The sequence below is a fragment of the Achromobacter pestifer genome, assembly GCF_902859625.1.
Taxonomy (GTDB): domain Bacteria; phylum Pseudomonadota; class Gammaproteobacteria; order Burkholderiales; family Burkholderiaceae_B; genus Achromobacter; species Achromobacter pestifer.
The window spans coordinates 683,992-707,227 of the sequence record NZ_CADIJX010000004.1 but is presented as its reverse complement, the minus strand read 5'-3'; the positions used below and the strand labels follow the sequence as shown (position 1 = coordinate 707,227).

At 63.5% G+C, this 23,236-nt stretch carries 17 protein-coding genes and 1 pseudogene; 10 read left to right on the top strand and 8 right to left on the bottom strand.

Translation table 11 applies throughout. From position 1 onward, the window contains the following. Positions 1 to 262: 262 nt before the first annotated feature. Positions 263 to 748 (bottom strand): GAF domain-containing protein, encoded by a 486-nt coding sequence (locus HV753_RS19060; protein ID WP_175176144.1) that lies wholly within the window; start codon positions 746 to 748, stop codon positions 263 to 265. Between the two features lie 159 nt (positions 749 to 907). On the opposite strand from HV753_RS19060, the gene HV753_RS19055 reads away from it, so the two are divergent. The 5 genes from HV753_RS19055 (at position 908) to HV753_RS19035 (ending at position 5,716) form a co-directional block, all read left to right on the top strand. Then, complete coding sequence (locus HV753_RS19055) at positions 908 to 2,110, top strand: aminotransferase-like domain-containing protein (protein WP_175176143.1); 1,203 nt, start codon at positions 908 to 910, stop codon at positions 2,108 to 2,110. Between the two features lie 101 nt (positions 2,111 to 2,211). Continuing rightward, the gene (ubiA, locus tag HV753_RS19050; RefSeq protein WP_175176142.1) at positions 2,212 to 3,138 is read left to right on the top strand and encodes a 4-hydroxybenzoate octaprenyltransferase; all 927 of its coding nucleotides are present in this window, start codon (positions 2,212 to 2,214) and stop codon (positions 3,136 to 3,138) included. A 111-nt stretch (positions 3,139 to 3,249) separates the two neighbouring features. Beyond that, positions 3,250 to 3,654 carry a DUF1090 domain-containing protein gene (locus tag HV753_RS19045; protein WP_175176141.1) on the top strand — a complete coding sequence of 135 codons (405 nt, stop codon included), beginning with the start codon at positions 3,250 to 3,252 and terminating at the stop codon, positions 3,652 to 3,654. A 347-nt stretch (positions 3,655 to 4,001) separates the two neighbouring features. After that, positions 4,002 to 4,394: a DUF4148 domain-containing protein gene (locus tag HV753_RS19040; RefSeq protein WP_175176140.1), complete on the top strand. Its 393-nt coding sequence runs from the start codon at positions 4,002 to 4,004 to the stop codon at positions 4,392 to 4,394. 203 nt (positions 4,395 to 4,597) lie between these two features. Further along, on the top strand, positions 4,598 to 5,716 hold the full coding sequence (locus HV753_RS19035; RefSeq protein ID WP_175176139.1) for a saccharopine dehydrogenase family protein: 1,119 nt from the start codon (positions 4,598 to 4,600) through the stop codon (positions 5,714 to 5,716). 31 nt (positions 5,717 to 5,747) lie between these two features. Here the strand turns inward: HV753_RS19035 and glcC are convergent, their stop codons facing one another. After that, positions 5,748 to 6,512 (bottom strand): transcriptional regulator GlcC, encoded by a 765-nt coding sequence (glcC, locus tag HV753_RS19030; protein ID WP_175176138.1) that lies wholly within the window; start codon positions 6,510 to 6,512, stop codon positions 5,748 to 5,750. 238 nt (positions 6,513 to 6,750) lie between these two features. Between glcC and HV753_RS19025 the strand changes: the two genes are divergently transcribed. From HV753_RS19025 to HV753_RS19015, 3 genes are all read left to right on the top strand, one after another. Continuing rightward, positions 6,751 to 8,925 carry a malate synthase G gene (locus HV753_RS19025; RefSeq protein WP_175176137.1) on the top strand — a complete coding sequence of 725 codons (2,175 nt, stop codon included), beginning with the start codon at positions 6,751 to 6,753 and terminating at the stop codon, positions 8,923 to 8,925. A 121-nt stretch (positions 8,926 to 9,046) separates the two neighbouring features. Then, positions 9,047 to 9,664 (top strand): TetR/AcrR family transcriptional regulator, encoded by a 618-nt coding sequence (locus tag HV753_RS19020; RefSeq protein WP_175176136.1) that lies wholly within the window; start codon positions 9,047 to 9,049, stop codon positions 9,662 to 9,664. Between the two features lie 247 nt (positions 9,665 to 9,911). Continuing rightward, on the top strand, positions 9,912 to 10,769 hold the full coding sequence (locus HV753_RS19015) for a cysteine hydrolase family protein (RefSeq protein WP_175176135.1): 858 nt from the start codon (positions 9,912 to 9,914) through the stop codon (positions 10,767 to 10,769). Between the two features lie 115 nt (positions 10,770 to 10,884). Here the strand turns inward: HV753_RS19015 and HV753_RS19010 are convergent, their stop codons facing one another. From HV753_RS19010 to HV753_RS18985, 6 genes are all read right to left on the bottom strand, one after another. Beyond that, positions 10,885 to 11,487 carry a TetR/AcrR family transcriptional regulator gene (locus tag HV753_RS19010; RefSeq protein WP_175176134.1) on the bottom strand — a complete coding sequence of 201 codons (603 nt, stop codon included), beginning with the start codon at positions 11,485 to 11,487 and terminating at the stop codon, positions 10,885 to 10,887. 131 nt (positions 11,488 to 11,618) lie between these two features. Continuing rightward, positions 11,619 to 11,927: a DUF4148 domain-containing protein gene (locus HV753_RS19005; RefSeq protein ID WP_175176133.1), complete on the bottom strand. Its 309-nt coding sequence runs from the start codon at positions 11,925 to 11,927 to the stop codon at positions 11,619 to 11,621. 94 nt (positions 11,928 to 12,021) lie between these two features. Beyond that, entirely contained in the window at positions 12,022 to 12,330 is a 309-nt protein-coding gene (locus HV753_RS19000; protein WP_175176132.1) for a DUF4148 domain-containing protein, read from the bottom strand. A gap of 202 nt (positions 12,331 to 12,532) precedes the next feature. After that, positions 12,533 to 14,053 (bottom strand): EAL domain-containing protein, encoded by a 1,521-nt coding sequence (locus HV753_RS18995; protein ID WP_175176131.1) that lies wholly within the window; start codon positions 14,051 to 14,053, stop codon positions 12,533 to 12,535. 46 nt (positions 14,054 to 14,099) lie between these two features. After that, the gene (locus HV753_RS18990; RefSeq protein WP_175176130.1) at positions 14,100 to 14,426 is read right to left on the bottom strand and encodes a hypothetical protein; all 327 of its coding nucleotides are present in this window, start codon (positions 14,424 to 14,426) and stop codon (positions 14,100 to 14,102) included. A 39-nt stretch (positions 14,427 to 14,465) separates the two neighbouring features. Continuing rightward, positions 14,466 to 15,383 carry a LysR family transcriptional regulator gene (locus tag HV753_RS18985; protein ID WP_175176129.1) on the bottom strand — a complete coding sequence of 306 codons (918 nt, stop codon included), beginning with the start codon at positions 15,381 to 15,383 and terminating at the stop codon, positions 14,466 to 14,468. Between the two features lie 461 nt (positions 15,384 to 15,844). Here HV753_RS18985 and HV753_RS31405 point away from each other — a divergent pair. Together HV753_RS31405 and HV753_RS18980 are read left to right on the top strand one after the other, a co-directional pair. Beyond that, positions 15,845 to 15,976, top strand: a pseudogene (locus HV753_RS31405) (ESPR domain-containing protein); the annotation flags it as partial. Positions 15,977 to 15,991: 15 nt separating this feature from the next. Further along, positions 15,992 to 23,227 carry a YadA-like family protein gene (locus HV753_RS18980; RefSeq protein ID WP_246288315.1) on the top strand — a complete coding sequence of 2,412 codons (7,236 nt, stop codon included), beginning with the start codon at positions 15,992 to 15,994 and terminating at the stop codon, positions 23,225 to 23,227. Positions 23,228 to 23,236 lie beyond the last annotated feature (9 nt).

The window sequence follows — 23,236 nt, the reverse complement described above, 5'->3', positions numbered from 1 at the left end:
CCCATGCGCCGCCAAGAGGCCGCTGTTCCGTCGCCCATCTGACGGAACAGCATGCTCCGGTCAGATGAGCGGCTGTTTTTTGGATTTCAGGCCGACGGCAGCCAGCACCACGCCCAGGGCGCGGATGCAGGAAGCAGATTGGAAGGCCTGATGAATCATGAATGAGATAGACGCCGGAATCGGCGGATAAGCGGTAGAGCAGGAATCTACCGGGCCGTCGTCACCGTGTCAACGGACGCCGGAGGCTGGCGTCCACATCCGATCAGCCCAGGCTAGCCAGGAACACGGCGCACAGGGCTTCCATGCCTTGGCGGTCGTCTTCATCGAAGTGATCCGGCACGGGGCTGTCGACATCCCAGACGCCGATCAGCTTGCCCTGGTGCACCAGCGGCACGACGATTTCCGAACGCGACGCGGCGTCGCAGGCGATATGCCCCGGAAACGCATGCACGTCCGGCACCAATTGCGTCTGGCGCTGGCTGGCGGCCGCGCCACACACACCGCGATTCAGCGGAATGCGCACGCAGGCGGGCTTGCCCTGGAAGGGGCCCAACACCAGCTCGGTGCCGTCAAAAAAGTAGAACCCCACCCAGTTCAGGTCAGGCAGGGCTTGATAGGCCAGCGCGCTCAGATTGGCGGCGTTGGCGATGCGATCGGGTTCGCCGTCCAGCAAGGCGCGGGCCTGGCCCGCCAGTTCGGCGTACAGGGCGGCTTTGGAGGCGGCAACGATGGGGGCAGCTTCAAACATAGCGTTAAATGTAACTGTACAGGCGGTTATCGATGCAGGTGATTTTAGGGGTTCCGCGCGTTAAAGGGGCCGGGCTGCTACCGTGTGGGACAATAGATTTTTGCCGCAGTCCCTCTCACAAGCCTCTCCCTTTTACCCTTCTTGATCAAGAAGCAATCCATGGACAAGCCTTTCGAACCTGCGTTTTCCTTCTCGGAACGCGCTCAGCAACTTACCAGCTCCGCCATCCGCGAAATCCTCAAGGTCACCGAGCGCCCCGAAGTCATTTCGTTCGCTGGCGGCCTGCCGGCGCCCGGCGGCTTCCCGGTAGAAGTGGTACGTGCTGCATTCGACAAGGTATTGGCCACCAACGGCCGCGCGGCCCTGCAATACGGCCCGACCGAAGGCTTTGCCCCACTGCGCCAATGGGTTGCCGATGACCTGAACCGTGCCGGCGCCAACTTCGCCGCCGACCAGATCCTGATCGTGTCGGGTTCGCAGCAAGCGCTGGACCTGCTGGGCAAGGTACTGATCGACAAGGACAGCAAGGTCCTGGTCGAAGACCCCAGCTATCTGGGCGCCCTGCAATCGTTCAGCCTGTATCAGCCCAAGTTCGTGCCGGTGCCCACCGACGAAGGCGGCCTGATCCCGGAAGCCATCACCCCCGAACTGGCCGACGGCGCGCGCTTCCTGTATGCGCTCCCCAACTTCCAGAACCCTACGGGCCGTACGCTGAACCTGGAACGCCGCATCGCGCTGGTCAAGCGCGCCGCCGAACTGAACCTGACCATCGTCGAAGACGATCCCTACGGCGAACTGCGCTACGCGGGTGAACCGCAGCCGGGCCTGATCGCGCTGGCCGCCGAACACGGCGCCAATGTCGTCCGTCTGGGCACGTTCTCGAAGGTGCTGGCCCCTGGCCTGCGCCTGGGCTATATCGCCGCAGCCCGTCCGCTGATCAACAAGCTGGTCCAGGCCAAGCAAGCCACCGACCTGCACACGCCCACGCTGACGCAAATGGCCGTGTACGAAATCGTCAAGGACGGCTTCCTGGAAGAACACCTGCCCAACGTGCGCGAAATCTACCGCGCTCAGGGCAGCTGCATGCTGGAAGCCATCAAGCGCGAATTCCCGTCCACCGTCACCTGGACCAAGCCGGAAGGCGGCATGTTCATCTGGTTGACGCTGCCCGAGCACATCGACAGCACCAAGTTGCTTGAAAAGGCCATCGCGCAAAACGTGGCCTTCGTGCCGGGCGCACCGTTCTACTGCGGCGCGGGCCGTGCCAACACGCTGCGCCTAAGCTTCGCCACGGTGCAGGAAGACAAGATCCGCACCGGCATCGCTATCCTGGGCAAGCTGCTCAAGGAATACACGGCCTGAAAACCCAGGCCCTGAACGGCGATTGATCTTCCACGGCCGGGCGCGATGCCCGGCCGTTGTTTTATGCTGTCGGCTTTCCCGACCATTTTCCGACCGTGACAGTGAGCGCTCCAGAACAACCTCCCGTCGACCTCAGCGACATCGTCTTCACCGACTGGGTCGAACGCTGGCTGCCCAAATCGTGGCGGCCCTACGCCCGCCTGTGCCGCCTGGACCGCCCCATCGGCACGTGGCTGACCCTGCTGCCGGCCATCGCCGCGCTGATCCAAACGGCGGGCGGCCTGCCCGACCTACAGCGCTTGATCGTCTTCTCGCTGGGTGCCCTGCTGATGCGCGGCATCGGCTGCACCGTCAACGACATGTGCGACCGCAACTTCGACAAGCACGTCGAACGCACGCGCTTCCGCCCGCTGACCAGCGGCCAATTGTCGATGAAGAATGCCGTGTGGTTCCTGGTGGGCCAGTTGCTGGTCTGCGGATCGCTGCTGTTCTTCCTGAACGACATGAGCCGTTGGCTGGCCGTGGCGGTGCTGCCCTTTGTCTTCATCTACCCGCTGTGCAAGCGCGTGACGTACTGGCCGCAAGTGGTGCTGGGCATCTGCTTTAACTGGGGCATGCTCATGGCCTGGTCCGACACGCAGAACCACGTGCCGCTGGCCGCCGTCGCCATGTGGGTGGGCGCGGTGCTCTGGCAGGTGGGCTACGACAGCATCTATGCCTATGTCGACGTGCGCGATGACCGCAGCCTGGGGCTGCATTCCACCGCCATGCGCTTCGGTGACCAGGGCAAGCTGTGGATCGGCGGCTTTTACCTGGCCACCGTCGTGCTGTGGGCCTGGGGTGGTTATGCCATGGGCATGTCGTGGGCCTATCACGTCGGCATTGCCGCTGTCGCGGTGCATCTGGCGTGGCAGCTGAAGGTGTTCGACATCCAGCGCCCCGACCGCAACTTCATGCTGTTCCGGGCCAACCTGTGGTTGGGCGCCCTGCTGGTGGCCGCGGCCCTGGCCGGCACGCTGATCCGGTAATCCGCTGGTGCGCTGATCCGGCACGGCAAGCAGGGCGATTGACCCCGCGCATTGCCGGCAACGCCGGATCGCGCGATCATGGTGTTTCCGCCACGCTTACGGAGACACCGCATGCCCTCTTTGATCAAATCCCTGACTGCCGCTGCCGCCGCATGCGCTCTGTTCGGCGCCTTGCCCGCGCAGGCCGCCACCGACTGCTCGGCGCAGCGCGGTTGCGCCGCCAAGTTCTGCGAAATCGAAAACGACATCGCTGCTGCCCAGGCGCAAAACAACACCCGCCGCGAAGCCGGCCTGCGCAAGGCCTTGGCAGAAGCGAAGGCCCATTGCACCGACAGCCGCCTGCAATCACAGCGCGAGGCCGACGTGCGCGATAAGCAGGCCAAGGTGTCCGAGCGCGAGCAGGATCTGAAGGAAGCCCGTGCCAAAGGCAAACAGGACAAGATCGACAAGGCGCAGCGCAAGCTGGAGGAAGCCCAGTCCGAATACAACGCCGCGCTGGTCGAACTGAACCGATAAGCCGAAACCCGTTCAGCCACCGGCTCTTCCCCGCTTTTCCAGATTTTCCCCTGTCAGCCCCGGGTCTCTCCCGGGGCTGCGCTTTTTTACGTCCCCGGGCCCGTCGTGCAGGCCTGCACCAACACACCACCTATAGCGTCATCAAATGGAAATATCGCCACCCATGGTGTCATTTGGCGAAATCCAAATCGATTAGTACGTATTTTGGAAAGATGTTTTCAGGTAATAAGGGTTTATCCCAAGGTTGTTTGAGCACAGAATGCATCTCATCGGGACACAGCAAGCGAACCCCCGGCAATGAGGCCAGCGGTTCGGATCCCAAGCTCACAAGACACCGGAGGTCTGCTATGAAAACCCTTGCTACCGCATTGATGCTGTCCATGTCCGTTCTGGCTGCTGGCGCTCAAGCCGCTGAAGCCGACCAAGGCCCGTCGCGCGCCCAAGTCCAGGCAGAACTGCAACAAGCCAAGGTTTCGGGCCAATACACGTTTGGCGAAGAAGGCTACCCCGCCGCCATCGCCCAGAAGTCCAGCCTGACGTCGCAACAAGTGCAAGCTGAACTGGCACAAGCCAAGACCGCTGGCGAAGTCACTTTCGGCAACCTGGACTACCCGCCCGTCGCCGCCGCTGAAACCGCCACGTCGCTGACCCGCGCTCAAGTGCAATCGCAACTGGCTCAAGCCAAGGCAGAAGGCCTGGTCACCTTCGGCAACATGGACTACCCCCCCATGGGCAGCTGATCCACGGGCCTGAAAAGGCCGTGCCAGCCCCATTGAAAAGCCCCTCGGCCACAAGCCGAGGGGCTTTGTTTTGACGTTTCGATATCTTATTAAGTCAAAACGACGTCAAATTAAGCCGTTACGACAATTTAAAGGCTACAAATCGACAGCGCTCACGCATAGGATGAGGCCAACCCATCCCCCCTCATCGCAGGAGCTGCACCATGTCCACCCCCACCCGTCCCATTGTTCTGCTGGGCGCCGGAAAAATCGGTTTCGCCATCGCCTTGATGCTGGAACGCAGCGGCGATTATTCCGTGCTGGTTGCCGACCAGGATCCCGCCCGCCTGGCGGTCCTGGCTGAATTGGGTTGCGAAACGCGCCAGATCAGCGATGACGCCTCCGTGGCGCGCTGCATCGAAGGCGCTTATGCCGTGGTCAACGCCCTGCCATTCCACCGCGCGACCGCGGTGGCCGGGCTATGCGCACAAGCCGGCGTGCACTATTTCGACCTGACCGAAGACGTCGCCAGCACCCATGCCATCCAGGCCCTGGCAGAAAACGTGCGCAGCGTGCTGATGCCGCAATGCGGCCTGGCGCCGGGCTTCATCGGCATCGTCGGCAACGCGCTTGCGCGCCGCTTCGACACCCTGCTGGACTTGCGCATGCGCGTCGGCGCCCTGCCTCGCTATCCCTCGAACAGCCTGCGCTACAACCTGACGTGGAGCACCGAAGGGCTGATCAACGAATACTGCAATCCGTGCGAAGCCATCGTCGACGGAAAACTGACCAGCGTGCCCGCCCTGGAAGGCTATGAAACATTCGCGCTGGACGGTGTCGAATACGAGGCCTTCAACACGTCGGGCGGCTTGGGCACGTTGCCCGCCACGCTGCTGGGCCGCGCCCGCAACGTGGACTACAAGTCGGTGCGCTATCCCGGCCACTGCAACATCATGAAGCTGCTGTTGAATGACTTGCGCCTGCGCGACCGCCGCGATCTGCTCAAGGATATTTTCGAGTCGGCCATCCCCACCACCGAACAAGACGTGATCGTGATTCAGGCCTCGGCATCCGGTCATCGCCATGGCCGCCTGGAAGAAGAGTCCTACCCGATCCGCGTGTTTGGCGCGGACGTGGACGGCCATCGCCTGAGCGCCATCCAACTGTCCACGGCCGCGGGCATCTGCGCCGCGCTGGACCTGGTGGCGCAAGGCGTGCTGCCGCAGAAGGGTTTCGTCGGCCAGGAATCCATCGACCTGGACGCACTGCTGAACAACCGCTTCGGCCGCGTCTATGCCGGCAAGCCGCTGGCACTGGCGGGTTGCGCCACCGCTGACCGCTAGACGTTCAGGTCCGTTCCGCCGCGGCGCGGCGCTATGTCCAGCCTTCCAGACGTAGCGTCGCGCGCACCAGGCGCTGCTCTTCCTGTTCGATCTCGGCCAGGCTCTGGCGCACGCTGTCCACATGATCGGCCGCCGCCTTGCGCGCCAATTCGGGTTGACGCCCCGTCACGGCGTTGAACAGGCGCGTGTGTTGGCGGTCGATCTGCCGCTTCTCGGGTTCGCGGTGGTACAGGTTGTTGACGCATGCGAACACCGACCCCAGCAGCAAATCCGTCAACGATTGCAGCGTATGCACCAGCACCGGATTGTGTGAGGCTTCGCAGATCGCCAGATGAAAGGCGTGGTCCAGATGCGCATGCGTGGCGGTATCAGTGGCCGTGCCTTGGGCCCCGACCATCTCGTCGTAGCGACGGCGGATCATGATGAAATCCGCCTCGGTGCCGCGGATGGCCGCCAACCGCGCGGACTCCGCTTCCAACAGGGAACGCACTTCCAGCAAGTCATAGAGCGTGCGCGGCTGGGAGTTGAACAAGTGCATCAACGGCCCGGCATCCACCTTCGAGATGTGGGCAACGAACGACCCCTTGCCTTGCGCGGTGTGGATGATTTCTCGCGCGCGCAGCAGCTTCAGCCCCTCGCGCAGCGCCGTGCGCGACACGCCCAGCTTTTCGGTCAAACGCCGTTCCGAAGGCAGGGCCTGCCCCGCCTTGAGCACGCCGTCCAGGATCAGACGCTCGATCCGTTCGGCTACCTCGTCCGCCACCTGGCGGGGCTTTTCTTCTATTTCCGCGTACATGCGCTCTCCGGACCAGTGGTATGACCAAGCCTGGCTCTGATTCAGCCCGATTGATCCCGCCGCTGTAAGTAGCTGATATAACACCATAAAAATGGCCGCCTTGTCTGGCAGCAAATGAATAAACTGGTATGACCAGTTGGTTTTGATATGGACATTGCGGCATACGCGAACGATGATGTCAGGACAGATTCGCCCGGCGTCCCGCGCCGGCCAGCCCTTCTTACCGCTAGAGATCCGCATGACTCAACGCATCCAGCACCACGGCCTGCAAGTGGCGGCCAATCTCAACCAATTCATCGAACAGGAAGCCCTGCCCGGCACCGGCCTGGATGCCGACGGCTTCTGGCAAGGGTTCGCGGCCCTGGTACACGACCTGGGTCCCAAGAACCGCGCACTGCTGGCCGAACGCGACCGCCTGCAAGCGGAACTGGACGCCTGGCACCGCGCCAACCCCGGCCCCATCGCCGACCCCGCTGCCTACCGCAAGTTCCTGGAAGGCATCGGCTATCTGCTGCCGCAGCCGGCCAGCGTGCAAGCCACCACCGACAACGTCGACACCGAGATCTCGCAACAGGCCGGCCCGCAATTGGTCGTGCCGATGTCGAACTCGCGCTACGCGCTGAACGCCGCCAACGCGCGCTGGGGCAGCCTGTACGACGCGCTTTACGGCACCGACGCGATTCCCGCCACCCCTGGTGATACGGGCAAGGGCTACAACCCCGAACGCGGCGCCGCCGTCATCGCTCGCGCGCGCGCTTTCCTGGATACCGCCGCCCCGCTGGCGCAAGGCTCCCACGCCGATGCGCGCGGCTACACCGTGGAAGGCGGCCAGTTGCGCGTTGCGCTGGCCAACGGCGCCACCGGCCTGAAGTTCGGCTCGCAGTTCGCGGGCTACCAAGGTGATGCATCCGCCCCCACGGCGATCCTGTTGAAGAACAACGGACTGCACTTTGAAATCCAGATCGACCGCGCCAACGCCATCGGCAGCACCGACGCCGCCGGCGTCAAGGACGTGGTGGTCGAAGCCGCCCTCACCACCATCATGGACTGCGAAGACTCGGTTGCCGCCGTCGATGCGGACGACAAGGTCCACATCTACCGCAACTGGCTGGGTTTGATGAAGGGCGACCTGACCGAAGCCGTCACCAAGGGCGGCAAGACGTTCACCCGCAAGCTCAATGCCGACCGCGAATACACGCGCCCGGACGGTTCCTCGCTGACCTTGCACGGCCGTTCGCTGATGTTCGTGCGCAACGTCGGCCATCTGATGACGAACCCGGCCATCCTGGACCGCGACGGTCTTGAGATCCCCGAAGGCATCCTGGACGCCGTTGTCACCAGCCTGGCCGCGCTGCCCGACCGCAAGCACAAACTGAATTCGCGCACGGGCTCCGTCTACATCGTGAAGCCCAAGATGCATGGCCCAGTCGAGGCCGCGTTCGCCAGCGAGCTCTTCGACCGCGTCGAAGACCTGATCAAGGTGCCGCGCAACACCCTGAAAATGGGCATCATGGATGAAGAGCGCCGGACCAGCATCAACCTGAAGGCATGCATCAGCGCGGCGGCATCGCGCGTGGCCTTCATCAACACGGGTTTTCTGGACCGCACCGGCGACGAAATGCACTCCAGCATGGAAGCCGGCCCGATGCTGCGCAAGGGCGACATGAAATCCACCGCCTGGATCACCGCCTACGAACGCAACAACGTGCTGGTCGGCCTGGACACGGGCCTGCGCGGCCGCGCCCAGATCGGCAAGGGCATGTGGGCCATGCCGGACCTGATGGCCGCCATGCTGGAACAAAAGATCGCGCACCCCAAGGCCGGCGCCAATACCGCATGGGTGCCCTCACCCACCGCCGCCACGCTGCACGCAATGCACTACCACCAGGTAGATGTGCAAGCGGTGCAGAAAGAACTGGAACGCACCAACCTGGAACAGGTGCGCGACGATCTGTTGGGCGGCCTGCTGACCGTGCCGGTGGGGGATCCCTCCAAGTGGTCCGCAGCCGACATCCAGCAGGAACTGGACAACAACGTCCAGGGCATCCTGGGCTATGTGGTGCGTTGGATCGACCAAGGCGTGGGCTGCTCGAAGGTGCCCGACATCCACAACGTGGGCTTGATGGAAGACCGCGCCACGCTGCGCATCTCCAGCCAGCACATCGCCAACTGGCTGCGCCATGGCGTGACCCACGAAGACCAGGTCATGGAAACGTTCAAGCGCATGGCCGGCGTGGTTGACGGCCAGAATGCCGGCGACGCCGCCTACCAGCCGATGGCCGGCCACTTCGACACCTCGCTGGCGTTCAAGGCGGCTTGCGCACTGGTGTTTGAAGGACTGACGCAGCCCAACGGCTATACCGAACCCCTGCTGCACAAGTACCGCTTGGAATTCAAGGCGGCACAAGCCTGACCGCGCTGCCCTCGGCATCAATGAACCGGACTGCTCACACAGTCCGGTTTTCATTTGGCTGCCGCGATCGCTATTAAAAATAAATTCCAGCATTTAGCACGACCGTGCTAAATTTGGCCGCATGACTGCCAAAACGGAAAAAAGCGAACTGACGTTCGCGTCCATCGTGGACGCGGCCGTGGACATGGCTGCGGCTCAGGGTCTGGAAAGCCTGTCGCTTGGCCAGGTGGCACGGCATCTGGGCATCAGCAAAAGCGGCGTGTTCTCGCGCGTGGGGTCGCTGGAAGCCTTGCAACAAGCCGTGCTGGACGAATACGACCGCCGCTTCGTGGCCGCCGTTTTCACGCCTGCCTTGGCCTACCCGCGCGGCCTGCCCCGCATGACCGCGGTGGTGTCGTTGTGGGTCGAACGCGCCAGCAACGTCGAGATGTTGACGGGCTGCATCTACGTGGCCGGAGCCTTTGAATACGACGATGTGGAGTCCCCGCTGCGAGCCGTGCTGGAAGGCAACCTGCGACGTTGGCGCGCAACCATGGTGCGCACCGTCACCCAGGCGCTGGAAGCCGGCCATCTGCGCCCGGATACCGATCCCGAGCAATTGGTGTTCGAGATCTACAGCTTGATGATCGGCCTGATGCACGACGCCCGTTTCCTGCGCGATCCGAAGGCGCCTGAAAGGGTACGGGCTGCGTATGACCGGCTGATCTCTACCTACCGCAGCTTTACGTACCTCGAATAATGTTCCCATCGCCGGCGTCTGCCGGCGTTTGTTTCCGTCAATTTCGCACGATCGTGCGAATTAAAATCCTGGAGCGCAACATGTGGATTCTGATTGCAGTCATCGCCGCCGGCGCGCTGGCCCACCTATGGCGGCAATGGCATGTGCTGGCACGCCAATTGCCTGACGCTGCGGAACATCTGGTGCTGTTCTAGTGGATAACACGCATCCCGGTCTATATTCCGGGATATCCCCACCGATTCCGCCCATGCCGCGTTCCATTCATCTACTGATCATTGATCCGCAGAATGATTTCTGCGACTTGCCCCAGGCCTACCTGCCCACGGATCCGTTGACGGGCGACATCACGCAGCCCGCACTGCCCGTAGCCGGTGCGCACGCCGACATGCAACGTCTGGCGCGCTTCATCGATGCGACCGCACCCGTGCTGAGTTCCATCACGGTGACCCTGGATTCGCACCATCGGCTGGACATCGCGCACCCCACGTTCTGGCGTACCGGCGATGGCCGGCCCGTCGCGCCTTTCACATCGATTTCCGCGGCGCAACTGCGGGCGGGCGATTTCCTGCCCAGGCATGATGACGACATGCCCCGCACCCTGTCCTATCTGGATGAACTGGAAGCGCGCGGCCGCTATGCGCTGATGGTGTGGCCCGTGCATTGCGAGATCGGAACGTGGGGCCACAACGTACATCCCGACGTGCGGGCAGCCTACAGCCGCTGGGAAGATGCTGGCCAATTCATCGTGCGCAAGGTGCCCAAAGGCACCAACCCCTGGACCGAGCACTACAGCGCGCTGATGGCCGAAGTGCCTGATCCCGATGACCCCCGCAGCCAGCTCAACCGCAATCTGATCCATTCGCTGGACCGCGCCGAACTCATCCTCGTCGCGGGAGAAGCCGGCAGTCATTGCGTGAAAGCCACCGTCGAACATCTGGCCGAGCACCTGCCGGGCGGTAATTTGTCGCGCGTGGTGCTACTGACCGACTGCATGAGCCCGGTTGCCGGATTCGCCGATGCGCAAACCGCCTTCCTGCAACGCATGCGCGACCACGGCGTGCAAGAGCGCACCAGCGTGGACATGGCGCGCGCCTTGCTGGCTTGAGAAGCCGGGCAAACAAGCGACTGGCACAGGCACAGACACTACCCAAAATGACAACGGCCGCCTGCTTGCGCAAGGCGGCCTTGTTTTACTGCGTGTCCGAAAACCTCTGTGGCCGCTATGCAGCCGTCGCAGGTTTGCCGGCCTTGTCGCATGCCACGTACAAGGTGCTGATGGCCTCGCACAACGCGGGCGGTTGCTGAAACAGGCGCGACACCAACAAGCAACCCTGAACCGTGGCGAATACCGCCCGGCCAGCCGCTTCGGCCGTACCTGAGAACTTCAACGTACCTTGCGCCGCACCCTCGGCCAGCACACGGGCCAGCCACGCTTCATGTGCGCGGAAAAATCCCTGCAAAGCGCCACGCACGCGCTCGGACAAGCTCATGATGTCCGCGGCCAGCATGCCGCCCAGACAGAGTTCGCCAGCGCCGCAGGCGCGCGATTCCATCATCGACAGGTATTGCTCCAGCTGCGCTTGCGCAGGTTGTGCCGTGTCGATGGCGCGCACGTTACCCAGTGCGCGGGTGCTGTAGGCCTCGACCGCTTCATAGAGCAGGTCGTCCTTGCCCGGGAAGTAATAGTGGATGCTGGACGTCTTCACGCCCACATGCTCCGCCAGGTCGCGGTAGCTGAAACCATTGCATCCGCGCGTGCGGATCAGCTTCTCGGCGTGCGCCAGCAGCAGGTCTCGGGTGGTGTTGGGGGTTGGAGTGTCCATGGCTCAATATTACCTACTAATAGGTCGGTTCGTCATCGGTGGCTGCCCTAAGGGCAAAGTCCGGAACGCCCGTGCGGACCCTGGCCGGGAAACATCCCGCCCCCCAGGGTCCGCATGTGCCGGCATCCTGCTTAGCCTTGCACGGGCGGGTAATCCAGTTCACCACTTTCGGTCAGACCTTGAGCGCGGGCGGCGGCCAGTTCTTGCTTCACTTGTGCACGGGTCTTGTCGGTGCCGACGGCAGCGAACGCGGTCGCGGCATAACCTTCTTCGCCGGATACCAGTTCACCGTTGGCGCGCGCTGCGGCCAATTCCTGCTGCACTTGAGCGCGGGTCACGGTGCTCTCGGTGTTCAGGGCGGGCGGATAGTCCAACTCGCCGGCTTGGGCGGCGCCGATGAAGGACGCGGACAGAATCAGGGCGGATACGAGGGTCTTCATGGTTGATCTCCAGTAAGGATCAATGCTGCATCAGGGATTGGGGTGCTTCAGTATTGAAACTATCTATCACTAGATAGATACGATTTCAAAAAAATCAGCCTTGAACGGGCGGGTAGTCCAGTTCACCGCTTTCGGTCAGACCTTGAGCGCGGGCAGCAGCCAATTCCTGCTTCACTTGTGCACGGGTCTTGTCGGTGCCGACGGAAGCGAACGCGGTCGCGGCATAGCCTTCTTCGCCAGATACCAGTTCACCGTTGGCGCGCGCCGCGGCCAATTCTTGCTGCACTTGGGCGCGGGTCACCGTGCTTTCGGTGTTCAGGGCGGGCGGATAGTCCAGCTCGCCAGCTTGGGCGGCGCCGATGAAGGAAGCGGACAGAATCAGGGCGGATACGAGGGTCTTCATGGTTGATCTCCAGATAACGGATTTGATGCGGATTAGGTTTCGATTAAACTATCTACTTATAGGTAGACAGCAAGGCAAATAAAAAGCGGTCCTACTGTATTTCTGGTTCGGCACCAGCGGGTTGTTGGGTTTGCTGTGTCGATGGATGAATCTTACCTACTACTAGATAGATGATCAAAGCCCATTTTTGAAACAAATAATTTCAGTGCAGCCCGATCTCCCGTCGATTCAACTGATAGAACGCCCCGAAGGCCTCGCCAGGCAGTGGCCGTGAATACAACCAGCCTTGGCCGGCATGCACGCCGAGCTTGCGAAGTAAGACCTCTTGCTCGGGCGTTTCTATCCCCTCGGCGACGAGGGTCAACCCCAGATCCAGCGCCAGTTCGACAATATGCGCGGTGATTCGCGCATCCTCGCCCCCAACGCCCAGCGGCTCGACGAACGACCTGTCGATTTTCAGCACATCCAACGGCAAACTGCGCAGGTAAAGCAGGCTGGAATACCCCGTGCCGAAGTCGTCAAGCGCGATGGTATGCCCGGTGTCCCGTGCGGCGCTCAATGACGCACAGGCGCGGTCCAGGTCGATGAAGCCGCTTTCAGTCGCTTCCAGCCAGATCTGCGAATAGGCCAGGCCCCTGCCGAACATCGCTCTGTCGAGGTAGTCGACGGCACGCCCGGTTTCCACATCTTCCGGGCATAGATTGATTGCGATGTGAAGGGAAGGCTCCGACTTCAGTAAGGCCGCCATTTCCCGCAATACCTCGTCGATGACCAGCCGCGTCAATGCCGGCGCCAAACCGCTGGACTCGGCCAAGCCGATGAAATTGGCCGGCGCCTCCAGAGAGCCGTCGGGCCGCCGCCAACGCACCAGCGCTTCCGCCCCGATGCAACGGCGCGTCCGTAGATCCATGATGGGCTGATAGTGCACCGTGAATTCACGTCGGCGGATGGCCGCCGCCAGCTCGCCTGCCGGCGACATGCTTTTGCGCGCCAGGTAAATCAGCGGCAGCAACGCCAGCGCGGCAACGAAATAGCCCGCGATCAGGAACACGTTCTGCAACTGCTCGGCCCGCGCCGCGACGTGTGCCCGGGCAAGCGCGACACTCACCTTCCAATTGCCGTCTTGCCCCTCGGTAACCAAGTCCTCGCGCACACGGCGCATTCCCGCTGGCCCGGCCATCTCCCCGTCGGCAAGGTTCGACACCGCCAAAGGCGTTCCATCACTTCTCAAGACGGCCAATTGAGCCTTGGCGCTAGCCACGGGATCCGTAAAGCGGGATGGATCCACCATCACGACGTAATGACCTTTCATGAAGGCTACCTGCCAGGCATTCTCGGGCGGAAGCCTGGGATGGCGATACGCAAAAACATCAATGCCATCGGCATTTGGCAAGCCGGACGGCTCGACCGGATAGGACGGCCGTGCAACTCCCCACGACGAACAGAGCGCGCGTTGATTGCGCACGAAATCGACTTCCTCGGCAAAATCGCTGCTGACCGCCAAATGGCGCAGCGCGGCAACATGTGCCGACGAGCATGGCATTCTGTCCTGCGCGGAGAGCATGGCAAGCGCCGCTTTGACGGTGCGGTAGATCAGGCCAGCGCGCTCCAGGGCGATGACGGTCAATCGTTCGTTGCGGCGTGTCTCTTCAGCAACAGCACGCTTCAGGGCAAGATACGGCGATACAAGCATAGGGGTGCAAAGCACAGCGGCCGCGATCATGCACGCCGCCAGTGCGATCCGAGCCCTGCGCCGCTGGCCTCTTGGACTAGCCCCGTGTATTCCCGTGATCGCCTCCCATCTGGCCGATACTGGATACGGAAGTCGCATCTACCGAGAGCGCCAGGCCGAACCGCCGCCTCTCATGAAACACCACGTCCGCCGATAGCAGTCCGCACACCGACACGCCTTCGCCATCAGTCAACACCAACAGGGATTTCGCGATCTTCGGCAAGATCGAATACACGTGAACCGTCAGCCGCTCGCCGTTGCCGGCGAAGGTCTGGACATCCACACTTGCGCGCAACGTGCCGTCAACGCAAAAACGCGACGCCGGCGCGCCGACGACCGTCCCGACCATAGACGTGTTCAACATATGGATCCTTGCCCGCGCAGTTACCGGATGGCGGCCAGCTCAATCATGCGAACCTTCACCTTGCCTGAGGACGAATGGCACTTCGCTTTTCAGAATATCGATGATGGCGCGAATTCTAGGCGGCATGGGCCGCGTCGCTTGCACCAGCACGTTGATGGGAAAGGACGGCACCCGGTATTGAGGAAGCAACTCAACCAGCTTGCCTTGCCTTAGCGCCGGCAGGCAGGCCGGCTGTTGCACCACGCCGATTCCAGCGCCCGCGGAGATCATTTCGAACATCGGGCGCCAATGGCTGATGACGAGAATCGTGCTTATCGGGAAATTCTCCACCGGCCCATTCGCGCGAACCAGGGGAAGCAGCTCATTGCCGAAGATGCCTTTCACGCGGATGAAATCGTGCTTCCTGATATCGGCCGGGCTTTCCAGCTGCCCATGCCGGGCCAGGTATGCAGGCGCCGCCACCAATGTCCGGTGCACGTAGCCGAGCGGATGAGCGACGTAGCCGCCCTCGCCAAGCTGGCCCAACCGTATCGAAATGTCGACCCCTTCCGTAACGGGATCGACCACGGCGTCATTGAGCACAAGGTCCAAATGCAACTTTGGATATTGCTCTCGCACGCGCATCAGCACGTGAGGCAACACGACTTCGCCGAAGCACTGGGCGGAAGCGAGACGTACCGCGCCTGCAACGGCCTCTTTCTTGCTGGACACCGCCGTTATCGCACGGTCAGCCGCAGCCAGCAGCTCTCTGCCGCAATCGTAGAAAAGTTGTCCTTCGTCGGTACATGTAAGCGTTCGGGCGCTGCGCATCAACAGCTTTGCGCCAAGAAATGTCTCCAGCTTGTGGATGCGTTCGCTGACTGCGGGCTGACCCATCTCCAACTCCCTTGCGGCTCCAGACATGCTGCCGCGCTCGACCACACGCGTAAAGATGCGCACCGTTGCCAGCAAATCCATGTACATGTCCTACGCTTTCTAAATTGGACGCTGATCGCGATGTTGCCCAAATGGGGGGCGTGAACACCATCCCCATGCAGGGATGAATTCTTCTTGTTCCTATCCCCCAGGCGCTTCTGCGCACCAATGATACTCAAACACCGGGCACGCTCATATGGCCTTCAGTCGATAGTAAGTATCGGCGGATCTGACTACTCGCAAGCTCATGCCCCACGTAAGCTGGCCGTGGCTTTGGTCAATGGATGTATCGCAATGGAGCATCCATTCAATGGTTGAAATGCAAGGGATTCGAGGCACGATCCTGGCTCCAGGAGACACGGACGGCAGGCCTTGCGCGCATTTCGTCTTCGGTGAAATCCGCGCCCGCCAGCAGTCCACATCTGCTCGAGATCGAACCTCATTCTTTCCGGCATTGACCGGTCCCTTGGATCAACCACGTCAACCCGCAGCGAGAGTGGATTATGAATAGAACTTACAAGACGATCTGGAGCGCGGCTTCGGGAACATGGGTGGCCGTTGGTGAAAATACTCATGCTCGCGGCAAACCATCGAGCAGCACCCGGAGTCTGACTAGGTCTATTGCTGCGGCGGGGCTGGCGGCTGCCGGCGTGTTCGCCTACTTGCCGGAAGCACGCGCAACCACCTATGGGCCGGAGAACTGCAATCTCGGAAGCGCTGTCGGACCTGACGGCATCACCAGCGTGCCAGGTAGTGCTCCCGCCGATGGATCCGGCCTATGGTCGAACGTGATCGGTTGCAGCGCGAAGGGCGGCGGGTATCAAGGGGTGCAGGTCCTGGGTTTCAACGCGACCGCTACCGGCAGCGGCGCAACGGTGCTTGGCTATGCCTCTTCAGGGGCGGCGCGAGGCACCGCCGTCGGCATGCAGGCGCGAGGCTCGGGCATGGGGTCAACGGCGATAGGCCAATGGACCCGCGCGACAGGTGCCAGCAGTGTTGCAATCGGCGGCAACATATCGTCGAACACGGAGGCAGCCGGGGCACAAGCGCTGGGAAATGACTCTGTCGCAATCTCCGGCCAATCCCGTGCCCGAGGCAGCGAATCCATCGCGATCGGAGTCCGGTCGGAGGCTCGCCGCAATGGCGACGTTGCGATTGGCAGCGACAGCGTCGCGGACGGCACGGTCAACAACCTGGCGGCGGTGGCGGTTGGCCGCGGCGCCATCGCTGTCGGAGAAGACGCGCTGGCCCTGGGCAACTCCTCCAATGCCCAGGTGAACTACGGCGCAGCCATAGGAAACTTCGCCACCGTCACGGCGCGCAACGCCACGGCGATCGGCAATTCGGCCAAATCCGGTGGCGTGGCCGCCACGGCGATCGGCAACTTCTCGAACGCGGCGGCCGCCAATGCCGTTGCCATCGGCGGCGGCGGGCAGCCGGGATCGTTCGCCGGCGCGCAGGCCACCGGCGTCGGCGCTGTTGCCCTGGGCGGCAACAATGTCAGAGGCGCGGTATCGGCTGCCGCTTCCGGCATCGCCTTGGGCGGGGAGTCCAACGTCGAAGCCGGAGCGGACTCCGGCATTGCCATCGGGCGCGGCGCACAAGTACTGGACGCCGCCGACTACGGCATCGCCCAAGGCGACGGCGCGACCGCGCGTAGCCAGAACGACATCGCCATCGGCAGAAACGCCGCAACCGCGGCCGACTCGGACGGCAACAACATCGCGCTTGGCAATGGCGTGGCAACAGGAGACCAGGGCCACAACGTGGCCATCGGCTCGGGCGCCACCACGGCGAATGCATCCTCCGCCACCGGCGGGGCCGTGGCGATTGGCCGCGACCAGCGTGCCATCGGCAATGGCGCGGTCGCCTTGGGCGACCCCAATACCGCCAATGGCACGGGCGCGGTCGCGCTGGGCGCGGAGAACATCGCAGCAGGAGACGAGACTGGCGACACCGCGAGCAATGGCGCGGTGGCCATCGGCAACGGCAACCGGGCCATCGGACAGGGTTCGATCGCTTTAGGTAATGGCTCCACGACCTCGGATGCCGGATCGATCGCGCTGGGCGATACCGCAAGCGCCTCCGCCGCCAACGCAATCGCGATGGGCTCCGGTGCCAACGCTGCGAATGCAGGGGATGTCGCCCTGGGCGCGCAATCCCGGACGGAAGCGGCTGTCGCCACGGCAAGCACGACCATTGACGGCCAAACGTATCAGTTCGCCGGCATCAGTCCTGACAGCACCGTCAGCGTGGGCGATGCCGGAGCGGAACGCACGATCACTAATGTGGCCGCCGGCCGCATCAATGCGAACAGCACCGACGCCATCAACGGCTCCCAATTGTTCGCGACCAATCAGGCCATAGAAACAGTCAGCGACAGCGCCGTCAAGTACGACCAGAACCCAGACGGCACGGTCAACTATGAAAGCGTGACGCTGAATCCCGGCGGCGATCCGGCCCGGCTGGGCAACGTTGCGGCCGGCGATGTCTCGGCCACCAGCACGGATGCGGTCAATGGCTCGCAGTTGTACGAGACCAACCAGAACGTGACGCAGATGGGTGACACCATCACCAACATCGCGGGCGACACCAGCCAGGCCAACACCGACGCCAACGGCATGGGCATCCGGTATGTGCGCACGAACGAGGCTGGCCTTGCACAAAGTGATGCGTCGGCCCAAGGTCAGGGCAGCACTGCCGTGGGCTACAACGCTACCGCCACCGCCGACAGCGCCTTGGCGATCGGCCGTGAAGCGCAAGCCAGCCACGCCGGCAGCGTGGCGTTAGGCGCCAATGCGGTTGCCGATGGTGCGACACTCGGGTCCACGGCCTATAACCCGGGCGCGGGCACAGTCGCCGGCCCATCGCCGGTTGGCGAGGTCAGCATCGGTTCGGCTGGTGCCGAGCGCCGCATCACGAACGTCGCCGCAGGCGCCACCGACACCGACGCCGTCAATGTCAGCCAGCTTAAATCGCTTGCAACCGACGTCGGCAACCTGGGCGACCGCGCCGTGCAGTACGACGGGAACCCGGGAGACCCCAAGGACTCGATCACGTTGGCTGGCCCGGCGTCCACCGACGGCGGCGCGACCGGCGGCACCAGGATCACGAACGTCGCCCAAGGCGACGTGTCGGCCAACAGCACCGACGCGGTCAATGGCTCGCAGTTGTACGAGACCAACCAGCAGGTGGCCGAAAACGCCACCAATATCAATCAGATCGGTGACACCATCACCAACATCGCCGGCGACACCAGCCAAGCCAACACCGACGCCAATGGCATGGGCATCCGGTATGTGCGCACGAACGAGGCTGGCCTTGCACAAAGCGATGCGTCGGCCCAAGGCCAGGGCAGCACCGCTGTCGGCTACAACGCCACCGCCACCGCCGATAGTGCGCTGGCGATTGGCCGTGAAGCGCAAGCCAGCCACGCCGGCAGCGTGGCGCTGGGCGCCAATGCGGTTGCCGACGGTGCGACACTCGGGTCCACGGCCTATAACCCGGGCGCGGGCACAGTCGCCGGCCCATCGCCGGTTGGCGAGGTCAGCATCGGTTCGGCTGGTGCCGAGCGCCGCATCACGAACGTCGCCGCAGGCGCCACCGACACCGACGCCGTCAATGTCAGCCAGCTTAAATCGCTTGCAACCGACGTCGGCAACCTGGGCGACCGCGCCGTGCAGTACGACGGGAACCCGGGAGACCCCAAGGACTCGATCACGTTGGCTGGCCCGGCGTCCACCGACGGCGGCGCGACCGGCGGCACCAGGATCACGAACGTCGCCCAAGGCGACGTGTCGGCCAACAGCACCGACGCGGTCAATGGCTCGCAGTTGTACGAGACCAACCAGCAGGTGGCCGAAAACGCCACCAATATCAATCAGATCGGTGACACCATCACCAACATCGCCGGCGACACCAGCCAAGCCAACACCGACGCCAATGGCATGGGCATCCGGTATGTGCGCACGAACGAGGCTGGCCTTGCACAAAGCGATGCGTCGGCCCAAGGCCAGGGCAGCACCGCTGTCGGCTACAACGCCACCGCCACTGCCGATAGCGCGTTGGCGATCGGCAGTGAGGCCCAGGCCAGCCACGCCGGCAGCGTGGCGTTGGGCGCCAATGCGGTTGCCGATGGTGCGACGCTTGGGTCCGCCGCCTACAACCCCGGCACGGGCACGGTCGCCGGCCTGTCGCCCGTTGGCGAGGTCAGCATCGGCTCGGCCGGCGAGGAACGCCGCATCACCAACGTGGCCGCAGGCGCCACCGACACCGACGCCGTCAACGTCAGCCAGCTTAAATCGCTTGCAACCGACGTCGGTAACCTGGGTGATCGCGCCGTGCAGTACGACGGCAACCCGGGGGACCCCAAGGACTCGATCACGTTGGCTGGCCCGGCGTCCACCGACGGCGGCGCAACCGGCGGCACCAGGATCACGAACGTCGCCCAAGGCGACGTGTCGGCCAACAGCACGGATGCGGTCAATGGCTCGCAGTTGTACGAGACCAACCAGAACGTGACGCAGATGGGTGACACCATCACCAACATCGCGGGCGACACCAGCCAGGCCAACACCGACGCCAACGGCATGGGCATCCGGTATGTGCGCACGAACGAGGCTGGCCTTGCACAAAGCGATGCGTCGGCCCAAGGCCAGGGCAGCACGGCTGTCGGCTACAACGCTACCGCCACTGCCGACAGTGCATTGGCGATCGGCCGGGGTGCGCAAGCAACCGAATCGGGAAGTGTGGCATTGGGTTCGGGTTCCGTATCCGGCCGAGCGCTGGCACCCGCCAGCGGCAGTATCGCGGCCGGCAGCGGCGGCGCATTGGTGCCCTTCAACACGACAGACCGTACCTTGCAAGGCGCGGTGTCCGTAGGCAGTAACAGCACGTACCGCCAGATCACCAACGTGGCCGACGGCACCGAAGAGCACGATGCCGCAACCGTGCGTCAATTGACCGGCGCTATCGAATCCGTGACGGTGACGGGAACCCGATATTTTCACGCCAATTCGACCGAACCGGATTCGCTCGCGGCAGGCGCGGAATCGATCGCCATCGGCCCGCAGACGGTGGTCAACAGCGATAGCGGCGTGGGAATCGGAGACCGCGCCGTCGTCGAGCAGAATGCGCCAGGGGGCATCGCCCTGGGACAGCAGGCGCGTACGGTGATGGCGGACGGCATCGCCATCGGAACGCAGGCATTGGCCAACGCCGAACAAGGCGTCGCCATTGGGACGAGCAGCAGCGTGTCCGTTGGTGGCGGCGTGGCGCTGGGGGCCGGGTCGATCGCGAATACGGCGGCGGGTGTCGCCGGTTACGTCCCTCCGGGAGCCGATTCGGCCGGCATCGACGCCACGCGCAGCAAACTGGCGGCAGTGTCCATCGGCGATGTCGCCGCGGGCGAATACAGGCAAATCAATGGCGTTGCCGCGGGTACGGTGGATACCGACGCGGTCAACGTCAGTCAGCTCAAGGCCGTGGTCTCGAATGTCAGCGAACTGGCCGCCGGAGTAGTGAAATACGACACGAACCCGGACGGCACAGTCAACTATGAAAGCGTGACGCTGAATCCCGGCGGCGATCCGGCCCGGCTGGGCAACGTTGCGGCCGGCGATGTCTCGGCCACCAGCACGGATGCGGTCAATGGCTCGCAGTTGTATGAGACCAACCAGCAGGTGGCCGAAAACGCCACCAATATCAATCAGATCGGCGACACCATCACCTACATCGCCGGCGACACCAGCCAGGCCAACACCGACGCCAACGGCATGGGCATCCGCTACGTGCGCACGAACGAGGCCGGCCTTGCGCAAAGCGATGCCTCGGCGCAAGGTCAAGGCAGCACGGCTGTCGGCTACAACGCCACCGCCACCGCCGATAGCGCCTTGGCGATCGGCCGTGAAGCGCAGGCCAGCCACGCCGGCAGCGTGGCGTTGGGCGCCAATGCGGTTGCCGATGGTGCGTCGCTCGGGTCCGCCGCCTATAACCCCGGCACGGGCACGGTCGCCGGCCTGTCGCCCGTTGGCGAGGTCAGCATCGGCTCGGCCGGCGCGGAACGCCGCATCACGAACGTCGCTGCGGGCGCCATCGACACCGACGCGGTCAATGTCAGCCAGTTGAAGGCCGTGGACAGCAAGTTCCAGGACTTGGTCGATACGGATACCGGCATCAAGTATTTCCATGCCAATTCGCTGGCGGCGGACAGCCGCGCACTGGGTGCCGAAAGTGTGGCGATCGGCCCCCGTGCCTTGGCCAATGCTGAAGAAGCCATCGCGCTGGGCAATGCCGCCGAAGCCACGGGCACGGGAGCGATCTCGCTGGGCAGCGGATCACAGGTCTCCGGCCAACGGGCGGCAAGCTTCGGCGCGGGCAACAATATCAGCGGCGCGGGCGCGTTCTCGCTGGGCAACAACAACAACGTCGTTGCCGCCAACGCCTTCGTGCTGGGCAGCGGCGTCTCGATCCTGGACAGCAGCCTGAGCGGCGCGGTGGTGCTGGGCAATGGTTCCAGCGTAACGGCTGCAAGCGCCACGCGCGGCGCCACGATCAACGGCGTGGAGTATGCCTACGCTGGCGGCGACCCGGCGGCCGGAGATGTCCTGAGCGTCGGCAGTGCCGCGGCGCCTCGTCAGATCCAGAATGTCGCGGCGGGACGCATCGCCATCGACAGCACGGACGCCGTGAACGGTTCGCAACTCTACGCGACGCACCAAGCCATCGATTCGCTGGGCGCGACAGTCAATAGCATTGCCAACGGCGGCGCTGGCGTCAAATACTTCCATGCCAACGGCGGCGCCTCGGCCGCAATGCCGGACTCCCAGGCCAATGGCTTGGGCTCCGTTGCGGCCGGCCCCAATGCGATCGCCTCCGGCGCCAACTCGGTGGCAATGGGTAACGGTGCGGCGGCCAACAAGGACGGAGACGTGGCGCTTGGCGCAGGGTCCATCGCGGATCGCGGCTCCGAAAGCTACACCGGCAAGTATTCCGGCGCACAGAACGACACCGCCGGTACCGTGTCGGTCGGAGCGCCAGGCGCGGAACGCACCGTCAGCAACGTCGCCGATGGCCGCAATGCGACCGATGCGGTGAATGTCCGCCAGCTTGAAGGGGCCGTGAAGGAAGCCAATGACTATACCGACAAGCGCATCACCGAGGTCGCGGGTTCCGTTGTCGAGGTCGGCGACAAGATCAACAAGATCGACAACCGCGTAACGGTCGTGGAAGGCGATGTCGCCAACATCAAGAACGGCGCGGATGGCATGTTCCAAGTCAGTCAGGACGGAACACCACCCCCTGCCCCCACGGCCAGTGGCAAGAATGCGGTCGCTGGCGGAGCAGGCGCCGTGGCATCGGGCAAGGACAGCACAGCCGTGGGCAATGGCGCGCAAGCCACGGGGGCTGGCGCAACGGCAATCGGACAGGGCAGCAACGCATCAGGCAGCAATGCCGTTGCGCTTGGCGCCGGCTCGGAAGCAGCGCGCGACAACAGCGTGTCGGTAGGCGCCGTAGGCTCCGAACGCCAGATCATCAACGTCGCCCCCGGAACGGCCGGCACCGACGCGGCCAATATCAATCAGCTGCGCGAAGTCGAGAGCGGTCTGTCCACTCAAGTGGCCGGCGTACGCCGGGACTTGCAGCGCCTGGACAGCCGGCTAAGCGCAGGCATTGCAGGCGCCATGGCGATGTCCGGCCTGCCCCAGGCCTATCTGCCCGGCAAGAGCATGTTCAGCATGGGCGGTGCCACCTGGCGCGGCGAAAGTGGCTTCGCAATGGGTTTGTCCACCGTTTCCGATAACGGCAGATGGGTGGTGAAAGGCCTCGCGAACAGTACTTCACGCGGCGACTTGGGCGCGGCCGTGGGTGTGGGTTATCAGTGGTAGGAAACCGAA

Bases quoted from the DNA above. Each gene is read 5' to 3' on its own strand.
- HV753_RS19020 (WP_175176136.1), top strand. From the start codon at position 9,047: ATGACTGCCAAAACGGAAAAAAGCGAACTGACGTTCGCGTCCATCGTG.
- HV753_RS19040 (WP_175176140.1), top strand. From the start codon at position 4,002: ATGAAAACCCTTGCTACCGCATTGATGCTGTCCATGTCCGTTCTGGCT.
- HV753_RS19010 (WP_175176134.1), bottom strand. From the start codon at position 11,487: ATGGACACTCCAACCCCCAACACCACCCGAGACCTGCTGCTGGCGCAC.
- glcC (WP_175176138.1), bottom strand. From the start codon at position 6,512: ATGTACGCGGAAATAGAAGAAAAGCCCCGCCAGGTGGCGGACGAGGTA.
- HV753_RS19045 (WP_175176141.1), top strand. From the start codon at position 3,250: ATGCCCTCTTTGATCAAATCCCTGACTGCCGCTGCCGCCGCATGCGCT.
- HV753_RS19035 (WP_175176139.1), top strand. From the start codon at position 4,598: ATGTCCACCCCCACCCGTCCCATTGTTCTGCTGGGCGCCGGAAAAATC.
- HV753_RS19055 (WP_175176143.1), top strand. From the start codon at position 908: ATGGACAAGCCTTTCGAACCTGCGTTTTCCTTCTCGGAACGCGCTCAG.
- HV753_RS19060 (WP_175176144.1), bottom strand. From the start codon at position 748: ATGTTTGAAGCTGCCCCCATCGTTGCCGCCTCCAAAGCCGCCCTGTAC.
- HV753_RS19025 (WP_175176137.1), top strand. From the start codon at position 6,751: ATGACTCAACGCATCCAGCACCACGGCCTGCAAGTGGCGGCCAATCTC.
- HV753_RS18995 (WP_175176131.1), bottom strand. From the start codon at position 14,053: ATGATCGCGGCCGCTGTGCTTTGCACCCCTATGCTTGTATCGCCGTAT.
- HV753_RS19000 (WP_175176132.1), bottom strand. From the start codon at position 12,330: ATGAAGACCCTCGTATCCGCCCTGATTCTGTCCGCTTCCTTCATCGGC.
- HV753_RS18985 (WP_175176129.1), bottom strand. From the start codon at position 15,383: ATGGATTTGCTGGCAACGGTGCGCATCTTTACGCGTGTGGTCGAGCGC.
- HV753_RS18990 (WP_175176130.1), bottom strand. From the start codon at position 14,426: ATGTTGAACACGTCTATGGTCGGGACGGTCGTCGGCGCGCCGGCGTCG.
- HV753_RS19005 (WP_175176133.1), bottom strand. From the start codon at position 11,927: ATGAAGACCCTCGTATCCGCCCTGATTCTGTCCGCGTCCTTCATCGGC.
- HV753_RS19015 (WP_175176135.1), top strand. From the start codon at position 9,912: ATGCCGCGTTCCATTCATCTACTGATCATTGATCCGCAGAATGATTTC.